The organism is Ancylobacter sp. G4_0304 (assembly GCF_047501495.1).
Taxonomy (GTDB): domain Bacteria; phylum Pseudomonadota; class Alphaproteobacteria; order Rhizobiales; family Xanthobacteraceae; genus Ancylobacter.
This window is the reverse complement of record NZ_JAZDRM010000015.1, coordinates 23,888-39,220: the sequence shown is the minus strand read 5'-3', so window position 1 is coordinate 39,220 and position 15,333 is coordinate 23,888. Positions and strand designations below refer to the sequence as shown.

At 68.1% G+C, this 15,333-nt stretch carries 16 protein-coding genes; 11 read left to right on the top strand and 5 right to left on the bottom strand.

The window, feature by feature from the left end; genetic code table 11:
• Positions 1–90: 90 nt before the first annotated feature.
• On the bottom strand, positions 91–447 hold the full coding sequence (locus VRZ77_RS10490; protein WP_414592597.1) for a DUF1127 domain-containing protein: 357 nt from the start codon (positions 445–447) through the stop codon (positions 91–93).
• Positions 448–668: 221 nt separating this feature from the next.
• Here VRZ77_RS10490 and VRZ77_RS10485 point away from each other — a divergent pair, with 221 nt between their 5' ends.
• Positions 669–1,553, top strand: a complete 885-nt coding sequence (locus VRZ77_RS10485) for a LysR substrate-binding domain-containing protein (protein WP_414592596.1) — start codon at positions 669–671, stop codon at positions 1,551–1,553.
• A gap of 31 nt (positions 1,554–1,584) precedes the next feature.
• Here the strand turns inward: VRZ77_RS10485 and VRZ77_RS10480 are convergent, their stop codons facing one another.
• The 3 genes from VRZ77_RS10480 to VRZ77_RS10470 all read right to left on the bottom strand — a co-directional run bounded on the left by VRZ77_RS10480 (position 1,585) and on the right by VRZ77_RS10470 (position 5,252).
• A complete protein-coding gene (locus tag VRZ77_RS10480; protein ID WP_414592595.1) occupies positions 1,585–2,955 on the bottom strand; it encodes a glutamate--cysteine ligase in 1,371 nt (456 codons plus the stop codon).
• Between the two features lie 105 nt (positions 2,956–3,060).
• Complete coding sequence (locus tag VRZ77_RS10475; protein WP_414592594.1) at positions 3,061–4,182, bottom strand: carboxylate-amine ligase; 1,122 nt, start codon at positions 4,180–4,182, stop codon at positions 3,061–3,063.
• A 278-nt stretch (positions 4,183–4,460) separates the two neighbouring features.
• On the bottom strand, positions 4,461–5,252 hold the full coding sequence (locus VRZ77_RS10470) for a 16S rRNA (uracil(1498)-N(3))-methyltransferase (RefSeq protein ID WP_414592593.1): 792 nt from the start codon (positions 5,250–5,252) through the stop codon (positions 4,461–4,463).
• A gap of 106 nt (positions 5,253–5,358) precedes the next feature.
• Between VRZ77_RS10470 and VRZ77_RS10465 the strand changes: the two genes are divergently transcribed.
• From VRZ77_RS10465 to VRZ77_RS10420, 10 genes are all read left to right on the top strand, one after another.
• Entirely contained in the window at positions 5,359–6,186 is an 828-nt protein-coding gene (locus VRZ77_RS10465; protein ID WP_414592592.1) for a hypothetical protein, read from the top strand.
• A gap of 18 nt (positions 6,187–6,204) precedes the next feature.
• The gene (gene ubiA, locus VRZ77_RS10460; RefSeq protein ID WP_414592591.1) at positions 6,205–7,188 is read left to right on the top strand and encodes a 4-hydroxybenzoate octaprenyltransferase; all 984 of its coding nucleotides are present in this window, start codon (positions 6,205–6,207) and stop codon (positions 7,186–7,188) included.
• A 129-nt stretch (positions 7,189–7,317) separates the two neighbouring features.
• Complete coding sequence (locus VRZ77_RS10455) at positions 7,318–7,950, top strand: ribonuclease D (protein ID WP_414592590.1); 633 nt, start codon at positions 7,318–7,320, stop codon at positions 7,948–7,950.
• A 112-nt stretch (positions 7,951–8,062) separates the two neighbouring features.
• Positions 8,063–8,827, top strand: a complete 765-nt coding sequence (lptC, locus tag VRZ77_RS10450; protein ID WP_414592589.1) for an LPS export ABC transporter periplasmic protein LptC — start codon at positions 8,063–8,065, stop codon at positions 8,825–8,827.
• A gap of 98 nt (positions 8,828–8,925) precedes the next feature.
• Positions 8,926–9,636, top strand: a complete 711-nt coding sequence (locus tag VRZ77_RS10445; protein ID WP_414592588.1) for an LptA/OstA family protein — start codon at positions 8,926–8,928, stop codon at positions 9,634–9,636.
• Positions 9,637–9,806: 170 nt separating this feature from the next.
• A complete protein-coding gene (gene lptB, locus VRZ77_RS10440; protein WP_414592587.1) occupies positions 9,807–10,727 on the top strand; it encodes an LPS export ABC transporter ATP-binding protein in 921 nt (306 codons plus the stop codon).
• Positions 10,728–10,787: 60 nt separating this feature from the next.
• Positions 10,788–12,401 carry an RNA polymerase factor sigma-54 gene (gene rpoN, locus VRZ77_RS10435; protein ID WP_414592586.1) on the top strand — a complete coding sequence of 538 codons (1,614 nt, stop codon included), beginning with the start codon at positions 10,788–10,790 and terminating at the stop codon, positions 12,399–12,401.
• A 168-nt stretch (positions 12,402–12,569) separates the two neighbouring features.
• Positions 12,570–13,169 (top strand): ribosome hibernation-promoting factor, HPF/YfiA family, encoded by a 600-nt coding sequence (hpf, locus tag VRZ77_RS10430; RefSeq protein WP_414592585.1) that lies wholly within the window; start codon positions 12,570–12,572, stop codon positions 13,167–13,169.
• A 74-nt stretch (positions 13,170–13,243) separates the two neighbouring features.
• A complete protein-coding gene (gene ptsN / locus VRZ77_RS10425) occupies positions 13,244–13,708 on the top strand; it encodes a PTS IIA-like nitrogen regulatory protein PtsN (RefSeq protein WP_414592584.1) in 465 nt (154 codons plus the stop codon).
• A gap of 132 nt (positions 13,709–13,840) precedes the next feature.
• Complete coding sequence (locus VRZ77_RS10420) at positions 13,841–14,161, top strand: XRE family transcriptional regulator (protein WP_414592583.1); 321 nt, start codon at positions 13,841–13,843, stop codon at positions 14,159–14,161.
• Positions 14,162–14,207: 46 nt separating this feature from the next.
• Here the strand turns inward: VRZ77_RS10420 and VRZ77_RS10415 are convergent, their stop codons facing one another.
• Positions 14,208–15,281, bottom strand: a complete 1,074-nt coding sequence (locus VRZ77_RS10415) for an NAD(P)-dependent alcohol dehydrogenase (protein WP_414592582.1) — start codon at positions 15,279–15,281, stop codon at positions 14,208–14,210.
• Between the last annotated feature and the right edge of the window lie 52 nt (positions 15,282–15,333).

The window sequence follows — 15,333 nt, the reverse complement described above, 5'->3', positions numbered from 1 at the left end:
AAAGCCCGCCGGAGTGAACCAGCGGGCTTCAGTTGGGCGACACGAGGGGCATGCCGCCAGAAATTCGGTCCGGTTTCCCGCCTGCCATGATCAGCGGCACGCGATCAGGGAGGCCTCGGAGGCCGGCGCGGTCTCATCCGCCGCGATCTGCTTGACGGCACGGGCGACGTTGCGCCGGCTGGCGCGGCGCTCCACCGCACGCACCACCAGAACCGCCGTCGGGTCCTGCCAGAGCGGGCCGGAAGCCGCGTCGCGCAGATCCGAGCGCGTCAGACCGATATCCTTGAGCATGCGGTCGTCGAACTCGCCGAGCTGGCTCAGCGTGTGACGGTGATAGACCGCCCTGGCAAAACCGAAAGCAGCCTTGGAACCGGCAACCAGAAGCGCGCTGGCCATGGTGCCGAACGAGGAGAACGCGGTTCTCCGAACTTCGCCAATATACGACATTGCTACCTCCATCCGCTGGGCGACGCGGGCGGCGAAGCCCGGCGCCTGTCGTCCCGCGTGATGTCTGCTTTGTCGCCGCGAACCACCCTGGCCGCCACCCGAAACCGACATCACTCATTTGCGATACGAGGGTTATGCCGGAGCGCAATCAATCACACTAGCGAATGTTTCTGATCTGACTTATCATGTTCCTTGATACCTAACGCCCCGGAGACGGATCCATGAGCGTGCTTCTCGACATTGATCAATTAAGAACCTTCATAGCTATCGCCGAAACCGGCAGTTTCACGAAAGCTTCCGAGGTGGTTCACAAGACCCAGTCGGCGGTGTCGATGCAGATGAAGCGGCTGGAGGAGCGGGTCGGCAAGCCGATCTTCGCCCGCGACGGGCGCGCCTCCCGCCTCACCGACGAGGGCGACCGGCTGCTCGATTACGCCCGCCGCATCGTCAAGCTGAACATGGAGGCGATGGCGAGCCTGTCCTCCGCAGAGCTCTCCGGGCGGGTGCGGCTTGGCGTGCCGGACGACTATGCCGACCGCTATCTGCCCGAGATCATGGCGCGGTTCTCCAACACCCACCCCAATGTCGAGCTGACCGTGGTGTGCGACCCGTCCACCGACCTGATCGACCGCATCGATACCGGCGATCTCGACCTCGCCATCGTCACCGATTGCGAGATGATCACCCGCGAGCCGGAAATCATCCGGCGCGAGCAACTTCTCTGGGTCAGCTCCGCGCGCCATTCCGTGCATCTGGACGAGCCGCTGCCGCTCGCGCTCGGGCGCCAGACCTGCAACTGGCGGCACGAGGCGATCGCCAAGCTGCAGGATATCGGCCGCCCGTTCCGCATCCTCTACACCTCGTCCAACGGCACGGCGGTGTCCGCGGCGGTGCTGGCGGGGCTGGCGATCTCGGTGCTGCCGGAATCCGGGCTGCGGCCCGGCATGCGCGTGCTCGGCCCCTCCGACGGCTTTCCCGCCCTCGCCCCCTGCCGCATCGGGCTGCTGCGCAACCGGCACGAATCATCCGCGCTCGCGGATGCGCTGGCCAATCACATCATCCAGGGCCTCGACAACATCTCGGAAGCCGCGATCGCCGCGGAATAGGCGCGCCATCTGCCGGCGCGCCTGGCACCGCTCAATAGGCGAGCTGGTCGAAGATCGGCTCCACCGAGCCGCCCCATTCGCCGTGATAGCGCTCCAGCAGCACCTCGGCCTGGGTGCGGCCGCTGGCGAGAAGCTCCTCGATCGGGCGCAGGAAACGGGTCTCGTCGCGGCCCTGGCTGTCGCGCATGTCGCGGCGGGCGAGGCCCTGCCGGGCGAGCGCCACCACCTCGCGGGCGACCTCCAGCAGCGGGCGGCCGGCGATCTGCGCCTTGAAGCCCAGCTTCGGCACGTCGTCGCGCAGTTGCTGGCGCTGCTCCGCGCTCCAGCCCTTCGCCAGATCCCAGGCGGCATCGAGGCTCTGCGTGTCGTAATAGAGCCCGGTCCACAGCGCCGGCAGGGCGCAGAGATTGCACCAGGAGCCGGCATCGGCGCCGCGCATTTCAAGGTACCGCTTCAGCCGCACCTCGGGGAAGATGGTGGACAGGTGATTGGCCCAGTCCGACACCGTGGCGCCCTCGCCCGGCACGGCGGGGTGTTTATGGGCCAGCAGATCGCGGAACGAGGAGCCGGCGACGTCGATGTAATGATCGCCGCGCTTGATGAAGTACATCGGCACGTCGAGGGCGTAGTCGACATAAGCCTCGAAGCCCATGCCGTCCTCGAAGGCGAAGGGCAGCATGCCGGCGCGGTTATTGTCGGTGTCCCGCCAGATTTCCGAGCGCATCGACAGGTAGCCGTTCGGCTTGCCCTCGGTGAAGGGCGAATTCGCGAACAAAGCGGTGGCGACCGGCTGGAGCGCGAGGCCGACGCGCAGCTTCTTCACCATGTCGGCTTCCGAGGCGAAGTCGAGATTCACCTGCACCGTGCAGGTGCGGTACATCATGTCGAGGCCGCGCGTGCCGACCTTCGGCATGTAGTTGGTCATGATCTTGTAGCGGCCCTTGGGCATGACCGGCGTTTCGGCGAGCGTCCATTTCGGGCTCATGCCAAGGCCGAGGAAGCCGAAGCCGAGCGGGGTGGCGACCTCGCGCACCTGTTCGAGATGGCCGTTCACCTCGGCGCAGGTCTCGTGGATCGACATCAGCGGCGCGCCGGACAATTCGAACTGGCCGCCCGGCTCCAGCGAGATCGCCCCGCCGCCGATGCTGTCGGCGAGGCCGATGATCGCGGAGCCCTCCATGATCGGTTCCCAGCCGTTCAGCGCCTGCATGCCCTCCAGCAGCGCGCGGATGCCATGGGGGCCCTCATAGGGCACCGGCTCATGGCCGTTCAACGTGAAGGGGAACTTCTCGTGCTCGGTGCCGATGCGGAATTTCGAGGGCGCCTTGCAGCCTTGCTCAAACCACGCGACGAGTTCATCGCGGCTTTGAATGGGCTGCGTATCGATCTGGTCTCGCGCCATGGAAAACTCCGGCCGGCATGCTGGGCGCGCGACCATACACAGGCGCGCCCGCGACGCAAATCGGGAGAATTCCCGCGCGGGGGCGAGCCATTCGCAGAACGCAATTCACTGGATCGAGGCGTGGGTCAGCCAGGTGGTCACCGCCTTCAGCGCCTCGGTACGGTTGCCGGTGCGGTGCGCGGCTTCCTGATAGACCGCGATCTGCACATCGGCGCTGGTGCCCCCGCTCAGTATGGTACGCAGCTGCTGCAACTCGGCCAGACAGCCGAGCGCGCGGGCATCCTCCGCCACGAGGTCGAGCAGCGCCTCCACCGCCTGCGCCACCGGCACCGCCTGTTTCGCGGCGCGGTCGACGAAGCTGCCATGGATGCCATAGCGCTGGGCGCGCCATTTGTTCTCGACCGCGATGGCGCGGTCCACCGCGTCGACGCCGGCATTGAGCTTGGGATCGCGCGCCAGATGGCGGACCAGCGCCCGATACAGCGCGGCGATGGCGATGGAATCTTCCAACCGCGTGCAGCTGTCCGGCGCGCGCAGTTCGAGGGTCGGGTGCTTGCGCGAAGGACGGATGGTCCACCACACATAGCTGGAATCGCGGATCGCCCGCGCCGCGACCAGCGCCTCGATATAGTCCTCATACGCCCGGGCGTTCTCGAACAGCTCTGGCAGGCCGGTGCGGGGCAGCTCGTCATAGGCGGCGAGCCGGTAGCCCATCAGCCCGGTGCGGCGCGATTCCCAGAACGGCGACGAGGTGGAGAGCGCGACGAAGATCGGCAGATAGGGCAGCATGCGCCGCATCACGTCGACCTGGATGTCGGGGTCGGGCAATTCGACATGGACGTGCAGCCCGCACAACATGTTGCGCTCGCCGAGCATCTGCAGGTCGTGCATCAGCCCGTCATAGCGCCGGGCCGGGGTGCGCTTGGCGCCGTGCCAGCTCGCGGTCGGATGGGTGCCGGCGGCAAAAAAGGCGAGGTCGAAATCATAGGCCACGCCGGACAGCGTACGGCGCAGCCCGGAGAGTTCGGCCCGCGCCGCGGCAAGATCCTCGTGCGGGCGGGTCATCACCTCGATCTGCGATTGCAGCATCTCGCCGGACAGCCGGTCGCCGAGCGTGTCGCGGGCCGCGTCCATGAAGCCTGGCGGCGTGCGGCGCAGAGCGCTGCGGGTGTCGCCGTCGACGACAAAATATTCTTCCTCGATCCCGACGCGGAACTCGGCTTTCATCGCTTCCCCCTGTTACCCCAATGCGTTCAGGCGCACATATCCGCCACCGCAGAAATATTCACGGTGAATCGGACCGAGATTCTGGATCGCGATAAAATAGGACCGAAATGTGACCCGAGTATTTCGGATACATTTCAATTAATTATACTGTTTGTGTTATAATTTTACTTCGACATTAACTGACATCCGAACCGAAATCCGAAAGCCGCAACTATCCGACACCAATGAACGCGCAAGGGCGCGATCGGTTCCCACACGCTCGCGACGATATTCCGCGCTCAGCCAAGCGACTGCCGCGCGGCCTCGACCAGCGCCAGCGCCGCGACGGCGGCGGTGTCGGCGCGCAGGATGCGCGGGCCGAGCGAGAGCACGATGGTGCCGGCGCGGGCGTTGAGCATGCGGCGCTCCAGATCGTTGAAGCCGCCCTCCGGGCCGATCAGCACCGCGAGCGGGCCGGCCACCGCCGCGCGCAGCGGCGCCAGCGGATCGCGCTGCGGCGCCGCCTCGTCGCAGAATACCACCCGGCGCGCCGGATCGAGCCCCGCCAGCCAGCGCTCCAGGCTTTCCGGCTCCAGAACCTCGGGGAGCGAGAGGATGCCGCATTGCTCGGCGGCCTCGACGGCGTTGGCGCGCATGCGCTCGGTGTTCACCCGCGTCGCCTGGGTGTGGCGGGTCATCACCGGCACCAGCCGGCCCGCGCCCATCTCGACCGCCTTTTGCACCATGTAGTCGAGCCGGGCGTGCTTGAGCGGCGCGAACACGTAGTCGAGGTCCGGCCGCGCGGTCTGCGCGCGCAGCCGCGCCTCGCAGGCCAGCACCACCTCGCGGCGCCCTCCTGGCTGGCGCACCGCGCGCCACTCGCCGTCGCGCCCGTTGAACAGGTGCAGCGCCCCGCCCACCGCGAGCCGGATCACGTCGTTCACATAATGCGCGCGGTCACGGTCGAGCTGGATTTCAACGCCCTCACCGAGCGGCTCGTCGACGAACAGCCGCTGCGCGCGGAAATCGTAGGCGGCGTCGCTGCGCGCCTCGACGGGCGAGAACGATGATGATTCACTGGGTCCGACCATGTTTTGATCGCATATTTCCGCTAGGTGGCTGTGCCGTGATGTTGCCCAATCTTTAGGGCCTCTGTATCACGCTGGGTCAAGAATGTTGCATGGGCGGACAAGCTGCATGAGACGATCGACGTCAATCGCCGGGGAAGGACGTGCGCTCCGCGCTACCGCGCGGCGGCATAGCGGACAGCTCGCAGCCTGCGCGCTGGCGGGTGTCCTCAGCCTCGCGGCGACCCTGCCCGCGAGCGCGCAGTGGATCGGCACGCCGGGTGGCAGCGTCACCTCCGAGGAACCGGCCGCGCTTCCCGCGCCGTCCGAGCCGGTCGCCCCCGCCGCGGCGCCCGCGCCGGCGCTGATGTCGCCCGACGGCATGCAGTCCCCGGGCTTCTCCCCCGGCCTTGCCGCACCTGGCGGCTTCTCGCAGGGTGGCATGGCTCCCGGCGGCATGGCTCCGGGTGGGATGGCTCCCGGTGGAATGTCCCCCGGAATGGGCATGCAGGCGGGCCCGAGCCCGGCCGACGTCGCCGCGATGGAGGAATGCAAGACCTCGATCGAGAAGCTCCGCGGTGATCTCGAAAAGCGTGGCCAGGCGATCCAGAGCGCGTCCAGCAAGAAGCGCCCGCCTACCGAGCTGTGCCCGATCTTCCGCAATTTCGTCAGCGCCCAGCAGAAATTCTACGACTATCTGAACACCAACAAGGCGCGCTGCGGCGTGCCGAACGACATCCTTCCCAAGATGAAGGAAAACCTCGCCAGCGTGTCCTCCGTCCGCAACAAGGTGTGCGACGCCGCCAAGGCGCAGGCCGCCGGCGGCGGCGGACCCAGCGGACCCCCGACGCAGGGCGCGGTGTCCTCGGGCCTCGGCCTGCCCTCCGGCCTGCCCTCCACCGCCAATTCCCGCCCCGGCGGCGTGTTCGACACGCTCGGCGGCAACGCGCTGCGCTGACAAGGGGCTTCGAGCCGCATGGCCGTGCCGACCGGAACCGCCGATCAGGCCGCCAAGCCGCTCCCGGCCGCGCTCGCCGTCGAAAGCCCCGCCGACGCCGCGCGCGGCAACTGGGTTGACCGACGCGCGCCCGCCGGGCTGCGGCCCTATCTGCGCCTCGCGCGGGCCGACCGCCCGATCGGCAGCTGGCTGCTGCTGCTTCCCTGCTGGTGGTCCGTGGCGCTCGCCGCCCTCATGCCCGGCATCGGCTGGTCGGTCTACGCGGTGCTGCTGCTCGCGCTGTTCGCCATCGGCTCGGTGGCGATGCGGGGGGCCGGCTGCACCTGGAACGACATTCTAGACCGCGACATCGACGGCCGGGTCGAGCGCACCCGCTCGCGCCCGCTGCCCTCGGGCCAGGTGAGCGTGCGGCGCGCCTTCGCCTTTCTTGGCCTTCAGGCGCTGGCCGGGCTGCTGGTGCTGGCGTGCCTGCCGCCCTTCGCCATGATCGTGGCGATCTCCTCGCTCGGCGTGGTGGCGATCTATCCGCTGATGAAGCGGGTGATCTGGATTCCCCAGCTCGTGCTGGGTCTTGCCTTCTCCTGGGGCGCGCTGATGGGCTTCGCCGCCCTCACGCAGAGCCTGCCGGCGAGCGCGCTGCTGCTTTACGCCGGCTGCGTGTCCTGGGTGATCGGCTACGACACGATCTATGCCCATCAGGATCGCGAAGACGACGCCATTGTCGGGGTGAAGTCCTCCGCCCGGTTGTTCGCCCAGAATACGCGGCCGTGGCTGGTGGCGTTCTACGCCGCCGCCGTGGCGCTGATCGGGCTTGCCCTCGCGCAGGCCGGCGCCGGCGCGCTGGCATATGCCGGGCTCGCGGCCTTTGCCGGCCACCTCGCCTGGCAGGTCTGGCGGCTCGATATCGACGATCCGGCGCTGTGCCTCGCCGTGTTCCGCTCCAACCGCGACGCCGGGCTCATCCTGTTCGCGGCGCTCGCGCTGCAGGCGGTCTTTGCGTGAAACGGCGCGCTACGGTTGATCGCCGGCGCGCGCGGATGTTAAGGAGCCTCCACTCCCGGCCCGGCGCGCCGCATGGCGATGCGGCGGCGCGTGCCGGCTGACCGGACGCCGCTCCAGAAAGCCCATGACATGACCATCCGCCTTCATCGCGGCGACCTGCCGGACCTTGCCAACTACACGCCCGCGCGCGCGCCCTTCGTGGCGATCGACACCGAGACGCTGGGGCTCAACCCGCATCGCGACCGGCTGTGCGTGGTGCAGCTCTCCAATGGCGACGGATCGGCCGACATCGTGCAGATTCCCGCCGGCGCCGGGCCGGGCAGCGCGCCGAACCTGGAGCGCCTGCTGGTCGATCCCGGCAATGTGAAGTTGTTCCACTTCGCCCGCTTCGATGTCGCGGTGCTGTCCAAGACCTTCGGGCTCACGGTCTCGCCGGTGTGGTGCACCAAGATCGCCTCGAAGCTGACCCGCACCTATACCGACCGCCATGGCTTGAAGGAGCTGGTGCGCGAACTGCTCGGCATCGACCTCTCCAAGCAGCAGCAGAGCTCGGACTGGGCGGCGACCGACCTCTCGGACGCGCAGCTCCACTACGCCGCCTCGGACGTGCTGCATCTGCACGCGCTGCAGGTGAAGCTCGCCGCCATGCTGGCGCGGGAAGGCCGCACCGGGCTGGCGGAGGCCTGTTTCGGCTTCCTGCCGACCCGCGCCGCGCTCGATCTCGCCGGCTGGCCGGAAGAGGACATCTTTTCGCACAGTTGAGAGGGCATGAAACGCCCGGCCGCCACGAAGCGGCGTCCTTGCACCCCTCGCGGGATGCGATCATCTTCAGAATATGTCTAAACCGGGGCGGCACGGACAGTCAGCGGACCAGATGAACCGATACGTGCAACCTCCCGAGCAGGCCGGCACCCGTCCGGCGCGGGCCGGCACCGGCCCGGCCGCGCCGCGCCCCGGCCAAGGAGCCGCCAGCGGCGGACGCCGGGCGGACGCCGCCTTCAAGGCCGCGCGCCGCAACAGCCGCTTCGTGCGCTTCCTGCGCGTCGCGCTGCCGGCCGGCGTGCTGATCGTGCTCGGGCTCACGGTGCTGGCCAGCTATATCGATCCGCTCAAGCTGGCGGTTAACCTGCCCTTCGATCTCGGACGCATCTCGCTCTCCGGCTCGCGCATCAAGATGGAGTTCCCCAAGCTCCAGGGCTTCACCGCCGACAATCGCGGCTACAGCGTCACCGCGCAGTCCGCCTCGCAGGACCTCACCAATACCAGCCGGGTCGATCTTGAACAGATCGAGGCGAAGGTGGAGCTGCCGAGCCAGGGCTGGGCCACGCTCAGCGCGAAGACCGGGCGCTACGACACCAAGCAGGAGCAGATCGTGCTGAGCGACGGCGTGCGCTTCGGCACCGATGCCGGCTATGGCGGCAAGCTCGAAGAGGCGGCGGTGGACATCAAGTCCGGCAAGATCACCTCCGACCGCCCGGTCGAACTTACCTATCAGGACGGCAGCCTCACCGCCGACCGCATGGAAATCTCGCAGAAGGATTCCCGCGCCTTGTTCACCGGCAACGTCCGGCTCAACTTCAAGATGCCGCCGCCGGGCGACGACAAGGCCGAGCCTCCCGCGCTGCGCGGCACGCCTTGAGCCGTGGGCACGCCATCCTCGCGCACGCGGCCCCCGCGCACGAAACCGTGCCCGCTCCGCCATTGAACGCCGCCGCCGCACCCGCTAGAGATGCTTGCATGATGTCGTCTCCCCGCCCGCTCCTTGCCGCCTGCGCCCTCGCTCTGCTGGCGCCGCTCGCCGCCGTCGCGCTGACGGGCTCCGCCCATGCGCAGGGCCGCAATGTGCCGAACGCGCTGCAGGGCTTCGCGACCAACCGCGACGAGCCGATCCGCATCGACGCCAACAGCCTCGAAGTGATGGATCAGGAGAAGCGCGCGGTGTTCTCCGGCAATGTCGTGGTGCAGCAGGGCGACACGACGATGCGCTGCAAGGAACTGGTGGTCTATTACGACGGCAAGGAAGCCGCGGCGGCTTCCGGCGGCAAGTCCACTTCCGGCGGCAAGTCCACTTCCGGCGGCGAGTCCACTTCCGGCGGCAAGTCCACTTCCGGGGGGAAGTCCAATGCCGAGGCGCTGGCAGCGGGCAACCCGATGAGCTCCTCGGCGATCCGCCGGCTGGAGATCAACGGCTCGGTCGTGGTCACCACCAAGGAACAGACCGCCACCGGCGACCAGGGCATCTTCGAGAACCGCACCAACACCATCACGCTGACCGGCAATCCGGTGGTGCTGACCTCGGGCCCGAACGTGATCCGCGGCAAGAAGCTCACGGTCGACCTGACCTCCGGCACCTCGCGTTTCGAGGGCGGGCGCGTGGAAAGCTTGATCGTGCCCAACAGCATGAAGCAGCCCGAAGGCGCCGCGCCGGGAGCGCCGAAGCCGCGCTGAACGGTACGCGCCGGCCACTGACCGCACGGTTCTGCGCCACCTTCGTGCGCTGCGCATTGCTGCGCAAGGCTTCCCGGCCGAATCGGCCCGGAACTTGCATATGCCATTTGCCAGAGCGCGCCTGAACGTTTATCACCTATTCCGTGGTGGCCTCACCACGGAGGGTGCGCGTGGGATTTTTTTCCAGTTTCGGCGGTAGAGCCAAGGCGCGGCAGACGACGCGGACGCGTAGCTTTGGTGATGGCGGCACGCCGCAACCGGCGCCGGCTGCCAAGCCCGAAGCGGGCGCTCGCCCAACCGACGCCACCGCCCGGCCGGCCGAGAAGGCGCCGGGCCGCGGCTACCCGACCCCGACCCATATCAGCGGCGAAGGCATTCTCAGCGCCACCGGCCTGATGAAGACCTATGGCCAGCGCACCGTGGTGCGCCAGGCCGGGCTGAACGTGCGCCGCGGCGAGGCGGTCGGCCTGCTCGGGCCGAACGGCGCCGGCAAGACCACCATGTTCTACATGATCACCGGGCTGGTGAGGGCCGATGCCGGACGCATCGAGCTCGACGGCCACGACGTGACCCACCTGCCCATGTATCGCCGCGCCCGCCTCGGCGTCGGCTACCTGCCGCAGGAAGCCTCGATCTTTCGCGGCCTCTCGGTCGAGAACAACATCCGCGCGGTGCTGGAGGCGGTGGAGCCGAGCCGCAAGCAGCGCGAGAAGGAACTCGACGGGCTGCTGGAGGAATTCCGCGTCACCCATGTGCGCAAGTCGCCCTCGATCGCGCTGTCGGGCGGCGAGCGGCGGCGCGTCGAGATCGCCCGGGCGCTGGCCTCACGCCCGACCTTCATGCTGCTGGACGAGCCGTTCGCCGGCATCGATCCGATCGCGGTCGGCGACATCCAGACGCTGGTACGCCACCTCACCCAGCGCGGCATCGGTGTGCTCATCACCGACCACAATGTTCGCGAGACGCTCGGCCTCATCGACCGCGCCTACATCATCCATTCCGGGCAGGTGCTCATGGAAGGCTCGCCGGACGAAATCGTCGCGAGCCCGGATGTGCGCCGGCTGTATCTTGGCGAGGAGTTCCGTCTCTAAGATGATCGCGCCCGCGTTCCTCAGCCCCCTCACGACCGCTCCTTCCAGGGAGTGCGCGTCATGTCGCTAGGCCCGCGCCTCGAATTCCGCCAGACCCAGTCTCTGGTGATGACGCCGCAGCTGATGCAGGCCATCAAGCTGCTGCAGCTCTCCAATCTCGATCTGGTGGCCTATGTCGAGGCGGAGCTGGAGCGCAACCCGCTGCTGGAGCGCCCCACCGAGCCCGAGGGCGAACGTTCCGGCGACGACGGCGAGGGTGGCGGCGAGGCCGGCGAGAGCGGACGGCACGACGACTATGAGGGCCGCCACGGCGAAGCGGACGGTGCGCTCGATTCCGGCGCCGATTCGCATGGCGCCGGGCGTGAGGAAGCGACCTCCGACTGGCTGGAGGAACGGCTCGACACCAGCCGCAGCGCGATCGAGGACCGGCTCGACACCGGGCTGGAGAACGTGTTTCCCGACGATGCCGGGCGCGAAAGCGTTGGTGCCTCCCCCGGCGCGGAACCGTCCTATTCGGAATGGTCCGGGGTCGGCTCGGGCGGCGGCGACGAGGACGGCTACAATCTCGAAGCCTTCGTCTCGGCGCAGACCACGCTCGCCGACCATCTGGAAGGCCAGCTCATGCTGGCGGTCGCCGATCCGGTCGAGCGGCTGATCGGCCAGCACCTGATCGACCTGATCGACGAGGCCGGCTATCTGTCCGCCGACCTCGCCGGCATCGCCGAGCGTCTCGGTGCCTCGTCCGAGCTGGTGCAGAAGGTGCTGGCCATCGTCCAGTCCTTCGACCCGCCGGGAATCGGCGCGCGCTCGCTCGCCGAGTGCCTCGCCATCCAGCTCAAGGAGCGCGACCGTTACGACCCGGCGATGGCGGCGCTGCTTGCTCATCTCGAACTGCTGGCCAAGCGCGAGTTCACCACGCTCAAGCGCGTCTGCGGCGTCGATGACGACGACCTCGCCGAAATGGTCGGCGAAATCCGCCGCCTCAACCCCAAGCCGGGCCTCGCCTTCGGCTCCGGCATCATCCAGCCCATCGTGCCGGACGTGTTCGTGCGCGGCACCGCCGACAACTGGCTGGTGGAGCTGAACTCCGACACGCTGCCGCGCGTGCTGGTGAACCAGGCCTATTACTCGCGGGTGCAGAAGACCACGCGCAATGAGCGCGAGAAGGCCTTCCTCACCGACTGCATGCAGACCGCGACCTGGCTCACGCGCTCGCTCGACCAGCGCGCCCGCACCATCCTCAAGGTGGCGATCGAGATCGTGAAGCAGCAGGACGCCTTCCTGACGCTGGGCGTGCAGTATCTGCGCCCGCTGAACCTGCGCATGGTGGCCGACGCCATCGGCATGCACGAATCGACGGTTTCCCGCGTGACGTCGAACAAATACATGGCGACGCCGCGCGGAATCTTCGAGATGAAATATTTCTTCTCGTCCTCCATTTCCGCCTCCAATGGCGGCGAGGCGCATTCGGCGGAATCGGTGCGCTTCCGCATCAAGCAGATGATCGACGCCGAGACGCCGGACGACGTGCTCTCCGACGACACGCTGGTGCAGAAGCTGCGCGAGGCCGGCATCGACATCGCCCGCCGCACGGTCGCCAAATATCGCGAGGCAATGCGCATTCCTTCCTCGGTGCAGCGCCGCCGGGAGAAGCAGGCCGCGGTCTCGGCGTGACGGAAGATGGGGCTTTCCACGGCTCCCCTACGGTTCGCGTTGACACTTTCCCTCGCGGCTCCTACCTCTTTAAGGCACCGGCCGGGCAAGTAAGGGGTTCGGGCAGACCGCCGGGCAGCGTGTCGACGCGCTGACGCACGGTTTGCCCCAGCAAAGGGACTAGGCACCATGCCGCTGCGGGTTTCTGGTAAAAATCTCGACGTAGGGGAAGCGCTGCGCCAACGCGTTTCCGAGCGACTGGCCGAGGCGATGGGCAAATATTTCGACGGCGGCTGGTCGGGCCACGTCACGGTGGCGCGCGAGGGGTCCGGCTATCGCTCGGACTGCGCGCTGCACCTCGACAGCGGCACCATCCTCCAGGCCCATGGCGACGCGCAGGATCCTTATGCCAGCGCCGACGCCGCCGTGGAGCGCATCGAAACCCGGCTGCGCCGCTACAAGAGCCGGGTGAAGCGTCACCTCGTCAATGGCGAGGACGCCGCCGCCGCCCTGCTGCCCGAGCGCGTGCCGCTCACGGTGTTTTCCGCGCCCGACCATGACGATGCCGAAGCCCTCGATGGCTGGAGCCCGACCGTGGTCGCCGAGCAGACCGCCAACCTGCCGCGCCTCGCTGTGAGCGACGCCGTGCTGGAGCTGGACTTCACCGGCGCCGCCGTGCTGGTGTTCCGTCATGCCGGCCATGGCGGGATCAATGTGGTATATCGCCGGGCCGACGGCCATGTCGGCTGGGTTGACCCGCCCAGCCGCGCCGCGGAAGACGTTCATTGACCGCCCTCCAATCTCTTGGGGCGCGCGAGGATCTTCCCCCGCGCCCCACAAAAAGGCTGCACCCGGATCTTCCCATGGCGTTGAACGATATACTGGCGCTGCCCGCCGTCTTCCCGACCCTGAAGGTCACGAGCAAGAAGCAGGCATTGCAGGAATTGTCGGCGCGGGCGGCGGAGCTGCTGAAGCGGGACGAACGCGAAATCTTCGAGACGCTGAACCAGCGCGAGCGCCTGGGTTCCACCGGCGTCGGCCACGGCATCGCCATTCCGCACGGCAAGCTCGCCAAGATGGACACGCTGTTCGGCATGTTCGCGCGGCTGGACAAGCCGATCGACTTCGAGGCGCTGGACGGCGAGCCGGTGGACCTGATCTTCCTGCTGCTGGCACCGGAAGCCGCCGGGGCGGACCATCTCAAGGCGCTGGCGCGCGTCGCCCGGCTGCTGCGCGACCCCGAGGTCGCCAAGAAGCTGCGCAACAGCCGCGACGCCGCGGCCATCCACGCCATCCTCACCGGCAGCGCCGCCTCCGACGCGGCCTGACCGCGGCGCAAGGCGCATAGCGAAAATCGCAGCGCGCGCGGAGCCGAATCCGGCTTCGCGCGTTGTTCCCCGATACGGATACCGCCGGGAGCCGGGAATGTTCCGGTTCGCGGCGCGACGGGAGAACAGGCGATGGCATCCTCGAACCTCACCCCCACGCTCTCAGCCGCGCAGTGCCGCGCGGCCCGCGCCCTGCTGGACTGGCCGGCCGACGAGCTTGCCAGCCGCGCCCGCGTGCCGGGCACATGGCTCGAAGCCTTCGAGCAGGGCGCCGAGCCCGGGGGCGACGATGATCCGGGGGAGACGGCGCGGCTGCGCCGGACGCTGGAGGCGGCGGGTGTCGAATTCCTCGACAGCGGCCTCGCCAGCGCCGGCGGCGGGCCCGGCCTGCGCGTGCGCGCGCCGGCCGACTATATTCCCGCCGAGCAGCTCAATTCCGCCAATGACGGCTGAGCCCGCCCCGGAGCGCCGCCGGGGCAGGACGTGACGGCAGCCCGAATCAGGGCGTGATCGCGACCTTGAGCACGCCGTCGCGCTGGTGCGAGAACAGCTCGTAGGCGGCCTCGATATCGTCGAGCTTGTAGCGGTGTGTCACCAGCGGCTTGAGGTCGACCCGGCCCGAGGCGATCACCTCCATCAGCCGGCGCATGCGCTCCTTGCCGCCCGGGCACAGCGTGGTGACGATCTTGTTGTCGCCGAGCCCGGCCGAGAAAGCGCCGAGCGGAATGGTCAGATCGCTGGAATAGACGCCGAGCGAGGACAGCGTGCCGCCGGGCCGCAGCACGCGCAGCGCCGATTCGAAAGTGCCTTGCGTGCCGAGCGCCTCGATCGAGACATCGACGCCGCGCCCGTCGGTGATCGCCATGATCTGGTCGACCACATCGCCCTTCTTGAAGTCGACGACATGATTGCAGCCGAGCGAGGCGGCGATGGCGAGGCGCGCGGGTACGGTGTCGACGCCAATGATCGTGGTCGCGCCCTTGAGTTTGGCGCCGGCCACTGCGCACAGGCCGATCGGGCCGAGCGCGAACACCGCCACCGTGTCGCCGATCTGTACCGCCCCGCTCTCCGCGCCGGAGAAGCCGGTGGACATGATGTCGGGGCACATCAGCACTTCCTCGTCCGACAGGCCGTCCGGCACCGGGGCGAGATTGACGAGCGCGTCCGGCACCAGGACATATTCGGCCTGGGTGCCGTCGATGGTGTTGCCGAACTTCCAGCCGCCCATGGCCTTGAAGCCGTGTTTGGTGCCCGCGCCGTCCTGCGAGCTGCAGCCGCATAGGCAGGCGAAGGAATGGCCGGAGGGGGTGATGGCGCCGGCGATGACGCGCTGGCCCTCGGAGAAGCCGGAGACGGCGGAACCCAGCTTCTCGATGATCCCGACCGGCTCATGGCCGATGGTCAGGCCCTTCTCGACCGGATACTCACCCTTGAGGATGTGCACGTCGGTGCCGCAGATGGTGGTGGTGGTGATGCGCACCAATGCGTCGAGCGGGCCAACGTCAGGGATCGGCTTCTCATCGAGGACGATGCGTCCGGGCTCGACGAAGATCGCGGCTTTCATCTTAGGCATCGGCGTTCCTTCCCTTGGTGAAGGCGCCAGAATGCCGGAAGATCATCCGGTT

Bases quoted from the DNA above. Each gene is read 5' to 3' on its own strand.
- VRZ77_RS10445 (WP_414592588.1), top strand. From the start codon at position 8,926: ATGATGTCGTCTCCCCGCCCGCTCCTTGCCGCCTGCGCCCTCGCTCTG.
- ubiA (WP_414592591.1), top strand. From the start codon at position 6,205: ATGGCCGTGCCGACCGGAACCGCCGATCAGGCCGCCAAGCCGCTCCCG.
- VRZ77_RS10475 (WP_414592594.1), bottom strand. From the start codon at position 4,182: ATGAAAGCCGAGTTCCGCGTCGGGATCGAGGAAGAATATTTTGTCGTC.
- VRZ77_RS10485 (WP_414592596.1), top strand. From the start codon at position 669: ATGAGCGTGCTTCTCGACATTGATCAATTAAGAACCTTCATAGCTATC.
- rpoN (WP_414592586.1), top strand. From the start codon at position 10,788: ATGTCGCTAGGCCCGCGCCTCGAATTCCGCCAGACCCAGTCTCTGGTG.
- hpf (WP_414592585.1), top strand. From the start codon at position 12,570: ATGCCGCTGCGGGTTTCTGGTAAAAATCTCGACGTAGGGGAAGCGCTG.
- VRZ77_RS10465 (WP_414592592.1), top strand. From the start codon at position 5,359: ATGAGACGATCGACGTCAATCGCCGGGGAAGGACGTGCGCTCCGCGCT.
- VRZ77_RS10480 (WP_414592595.1), bottom strand. From the start codon at position 2,955: ATGGCGCGAGACCAGATCGATACGCAGCCCATTCAAAGCCGCGATGAA.
- VRZ77_RS10420 (WP_414592583.1), top strand. From the start codon at position 13,841: ATGGCATCCTCGAACCTCACCCCCACGCTCTCAGCCGCGCAGTGCCGC.
- VRZ77_RS10415 (WP_414592582.1), bottom strand. From the start codon at position 15,281: ATGCCTAAGATGAAAGCCGCGATCTTCGTCGAGCCCGGACGCATCGTC.
- VRZ77_RS10490 (WP_414592597.1), bottom strand. From the start codon at position 447: ATGTCGTATATTGGCGAAGTTCGGAGAACCGCGTTCTCCTCGTTCGGC.
- lptC (WP_414592589.1), top strand. From the start codon at position 8,063: ATGAACCGATACGTGCAACCTCCCGAGCAGGCCGGCACCCGTCCGGCG.
- VRZ77_RS10455 (WP_414592590.1), top strand. From the start codon at position 7,318: ATGACCATCCGCCTTCATCGCGGCGACCTGCCGGACCTTGCCAACTAC.
- ptsN (WP_414592584.1), top strand. From the start codon at position 13,244: ATGGCGTTGAACGATATACTGGCGCTGCCCGCCGTCTTCCCGACCCTG.
- VRZ77_RS10470 (WP_414592593.1), bottom strand. From the start codon at position 5,252: ATGGTCGGACCCAGTGAATCATCATCGTTCTCGCCCGTCGAGGCGCGC.